Origin of the sequence: Nostoc sp. FACHB-888 (assembly GCF_014696655.1) — a bacterium.
In the GTDB taxonomy this organism is placed as follows: Bacteria; Cyanobacteriota; Cyanobacteriia; order Cyanobacteriales; family Nostocaceae; genus Nostoc.
In genome coordinates this window covers 1-4,084 of the sequence record NZ_JACJQM010000295.1, presented here as the reverse complement: position 1 = coordinate 4,084, position 4,084 = coordinate 1, and the positions used below count along the sequence as shown (strand labels likewise).

The window sequence follows — 4,084 nt, the reverse complement described above, 5'->3', positions numbered from 1 at the left end:
TCAAGGCGAACAGTGGGGTTGGCATCCGAGAATGTCTAACCGCTTGGGGCTATTTCGGCTTGTACAAATGCCCGGTAGTCACGAGGTAATGTTTTCTAACCAGATCGGTTTAGCAGAAAAGATTATTGTGGCAGGGCGCGACTAGCAGCAGAATTTGCAATCGCCAACCCACTAATGTCGCCGTTATTTAACAAACAATGACCTGAAAAGGAGAAATCATGACAACCACATACCGTCACAGTGCTGCTTTCAACGATCTCGCAGCACTGCTTAAAGGCTCTGGAGTAAGTGTGAGTAATAAGCTAATCGTCATTCATTTTTCCAGACTGATTCTCTTGTAGTAAGGGGTTCAGCCCTGGTTTGATGCAACTTAAATGCTTATTAGCTTACAACGAATCAGCTACCAGTTGAAGTATCAAGTCTTAATACACCAATGCAAGCAATTTTTGATTATATTGTGATTGGCGCCGGTTCAGCAGGCTGCGTTGTTGCCAACCGTCTTACAGAAGACCCTAATACTAAAGTATTGCTGCTCGAAGCGGGTGGTCCTGATACCAAGCCAGAAATTCAAGTTCCCTCAGTGTGGCCTACTACACTTTTAGGCTCGGAAGTGGACTGGGCATACTTAACTGAAGGGGAACCTTACTTAAATAACCGCAAAATTTTAGCTTCACGCGGTAAAGTCTTGGGCGGCAGCAGTTCGATTAATGGCATGATTTATATACGAGGCAATGAACGTGACTACAATAGCTGGCAAGCGTTAGGTAATATTGGTTGGAGTTATCAGGATGTCTTGCCTTACTTCAAGAAATCGGAAAACCAGCAGCGAGGAGCATCGTTATTTCACGGGGTTGATGGACCACTTAGTATCACAGATCCACTCTCTCCTGCAAAAGTGTCGCAACGCTTTGTGGAAGCCGCGATCGCACAGGGCTATGAGCAAAATCCCGACTTTAATGGCGTACAGCAGGAAGGTGCAGGACTTTACCAAGTGACCGTGAAAGATGGCAAGCGCCAAAGTACAGCAGTGGCATTTCTGCGTCCGATTAAAGATCGCCCCAACTTGACCATTCAAACAGGAGCATTGGTGACTCGTTTACTCTTTGAGGGAAAGCGCGCGGTAGGGGTAGTGTATGTTCAAAACGGAACGGAGTATCAAGTTAGGGTCAACTCCGAAGTGATTTTGAGTGCTGGCGCCTTCGATTCTCCTAAACTGCTAATGCTTTCTGGAATTGGACCAGCTGAACATCTGCGGGCTTCCGGCATTCCTGTGGTTGTTGATTTGCCGGGTGTCGGGCAGAATCTTCAAGATCACCCACTTGCTGTTATTGCCTACCAGTCTACTACTGACGTGCCCCTTGCGCCAAGTAGTAATGGGGGAGAGGCTGGGTTATTTCTGCATACCAACAATAATTTAGATGCAGCGCCTAATTTGCAATTTACAATTGTTCCGATTTTATATGTCGATCCTGCCTATGCACGTGAAGGTCCGGCATTCACTCTTCCCTTTTACATCACCCGTCCCGAAAGTCGTGGTAGTGTAAGACTACGTTCCTCCTCCCCCTTCGACCCACCGTTGATTCGGGTCAACTATCTTCAGAAAGAATCTGACATGCAACTGATGGTTGAAGGACTTAAAATTTTGCGTCAAATTGTATACTCCGATGCGTTTAATGAGTTTCGGGGCGAGGAAATTGCTCCAGGGAGTTCCGTGCATAGCGACAAAGCAATCGAAGATTATATTCGGCAAACGTGCGGTACGGCATGGCATCCTGTTGGGACGTGCAAAATGGGTATTGATCAAATGGCGGTTGTCGATCCTCAACTCAAGGTACGGGGGATTGAAGGGTTACGAGTTGTTGATGCATCGATTATGCCAACTATGATCACAGGAAACACAAATGCATCGGCAATTATGATTGGAGAAAAGGCTGCCGATTTGATAAAAGTTGGAACATAATTGCCTCAATGATGGTGAAAGCCTCAGAAATGAATGGCACTAAGATAAGCACAAATGTCGTAATTTCAAGTGTTTCAGCAATTTAAAAAATGATCACCATGAAGTAGTGATCGCATAGCTGGGAATTGGAGGTTTTCCTGATTCCGGAACTCTCCCGTTCTCGAAGCTATTCATTTTCTCCAGCCCTTATCAGCCAACGATTTCACTTTAACTTAGTACCATTCGTAATAGACGAAAGCAGTTTTGTTATTTCATTGAGGGTAGTTCTATGACGCATTTACTAGTACAAAGCAGAAATGATTCTGAGCATGAAGGTACACCTCAGACTGATTCTCTTCGCAACTCTTCGGTGAATCATGCCCTGATTGCGATCGCGCAAGAAGTTGCTGAGTTGCTGAAAACTTGCTTATCTAGTACAAGTTGATAACGTTCGCGCTCACCGCACCCAGACAACCTTTGCAACTCAACCGACCATATTGAAGCTTCCGGTGCAGCGCGGTTGTTGGGCTGCGCTTTAACTTGCACATAAACTACTATCTATCCCAATGCTCTAGAGGCGACTTTGGCAATATTCTTCTAGATCATCAATAATATCCAGAATTTCAACGAACCGAGAGCCAAAGGCAGTCAACTTATACTCCACGCGGGGCGGAATTTCTGGATAAGCAACTTTCTCAACAATACCAAAGTTTACGAGATCTACTAATCGCTCATTCAAAACCTTAGTGGTCAATCCCTCAGTTGCACGAGTCATTGCTCCTGGGCGGTTGATACCTTGACGAATTAAGCGTAAAACCTCCAGCATCCATTTACAACCAAGAGTATGCTCTACGATATGAGCCACAGGTGGTTGAGAAGCAGGAATTTTTTTTGGCAAGTTACGGGATTGTGATGACTGCATTTGCGACTGAACAGTAACTACCTTACTAGATGGTGCTGACTTGCGGGACAAGAGAGAACCATTTACGTTGAGTGGTATCGAAATACCTTTACCGTTGATTATAAAGCAAGGATGATTAGCAAAGATGGAATGTATGAAAGCGGCCGTACTGACAACATTTGGTGGTGCTGAGAGTTTTGAGATTCAAACTGTACCCAAGCCAATACCAAAACCTAATCAGGTTTTAGTAAGGGTGTGTGCGACATCGATCAATCCAGTTGATTGTCAGACTCGCCGTGGTGATTACAAAGACTTGGTTCGATTACCAGCAATTATCGGAGTTGACATTTCAGGGGTTATTGAGACAGTTGGAGAGTCAGTGACAGACTTTGAGGTAGGAAACGAAGTTTATTACTCGCCGCAGATTTTTGGAGAATCTGGCAGCTATGCTCAATATCATGTTGCTGATGCAGGGATTGTTGCGCTTAAGCCTTCTAACTTGTCGCACATTGAAGCAGCGTGTTTTCCTCTCGCAGGAGGAACGGCTTGGGATTGTCTAGTGACGAGGGGCAATCTTCAAGTTGGGGAATCAGTTCTAATTCATGCGGGTGCTGGTGGCGTTGGTTCAATTGCGATTCAACTTGCAAAAGCGATGGGAGCCTATGTTTTTACAACATGCAGTTCTAAAAATCTCGATTTTGTCAAAAAACTTGGTGCAGATCGAGCCATTGATTACAAGAACGAAGATTACGCGGAAGTTATTTATCAGGAAACAGATCAGCTAGGTGTTGATTTAGTTTTGGATACGATCGGTGGGCAAACAATCCAGCGTAGCCCAGAAATTATTCGCCCATTTGGCAGGCTTGTGAGTATTGTAGACACTGAAACGCCGCAATCACTCATCGAAGCATGGGGCAAGAATCTGACTATCCATTTTGTTCTCACGCCACAGTACCGAGCAAAATTAGATGCTTTGACAAAACTAATCGAGCGCACTCAGCTTCGCCCCATCATTGATTCAACGCTGTCTTGGGATCAGATAATTCAAGCACATCAGCGTCTAGAGCGGGGGGGGACGCAAGGGAAAATTGTGCTGGAATTTACCAAAAGTTAGACTGTCCTCACCGATCACTTTAAATCGTCCAGGGCGAACGCATCTAAAGTATACGTAGTGACTACTGAAATTGAGAATCAACGAAAAAATCAGTATTTCTGGCTTGATTTATTTTCCAAGGCTCAAAGTG

The 4,084-nt window shown here is 44.9% G+C and carries 5 protein-coding genes; 4 read left to right on the top strand and 1 reads right to left on the bottom strand.

The annotated features are described in order from the left end of the window. Window positions 1-218 precede the first annotated feature (218 nt). The 3 genes from H6G26_RS44095 (at window position 219) to H6G26_RS39430 (ending at window position 2,384) form a co-directional block, all read left to right on the top strand. Complete coding sequence (locus H6G26_RS44095; RefSeq protein WP_277883966.1) at window positions 219-341, top strand: hypothetical protein; 123 nt, start codon at window positions 219-221, stop codon at window positions 339-341. Window positions 342-433: 92 nt separating this feature from the next. Continuing rightward, window positions 434-1,960 carry a GMC family oxidoreductase N-terminal domain-containing protein gene (locus tag H6G26_RS39435; protein WP_190737303.1) on the top strand — a complete coding sequence of 509 codons (1,527 nt, stop codon included), beginning with the start codon at window positions 434-436 and terminating at the stop codon, window positions 1,958-1,960. A gap of 268 nt (window positions 1,961-2,228) precedes the next feature. Further along, a complete protein-coding gene (locus tag H6G26_RS39430; RefSeq protein ID WP_190737301.1) occupies window positions 2,229-2,384 on the top strand; it encodes a hypothetical protein in 156 nt (51 codons plus the stop codon). Between the two features lie 126 nt (window positions 2,385-2,510). Here H6G26_RS39430 and H6G26_RS39425 read toward each other — a convergent pair whose 3' ends face one another. Next, the gene (locus H6G26_RS39425) at window positions 2,511-2,861 is read right to left on the bottom strand and encodes a helix-turn-helix domain-containing protein (RefSeq protein WP_190737299.1); all 351 of its coding nucleotides are present in this window, start codon (window positions 2,859-2,861) and stop codon (window positions 2,511-2,513) included. Window positions 2,862-2,994: 133 nt separating this feature from the next. Here H6G26_RS39425 and H6G26_RS39420 point away from each other — a divergent pair, with 133 nt between their 5' ends. Then, window positions 2,995-3,954 (top strand): zinc-dependent alcohol dehydrogenase family protein, encoded by a 960-nt coding sequence (locus H6G26_RS39420; RefSeq protein WP_242054340.1) that lies wholly within the window; start codon window positions 2,995-2,997, stop codon window positions 3,952-3,954. Window positions 3,955-4,084: the final 130 nt, after the last annotated feature.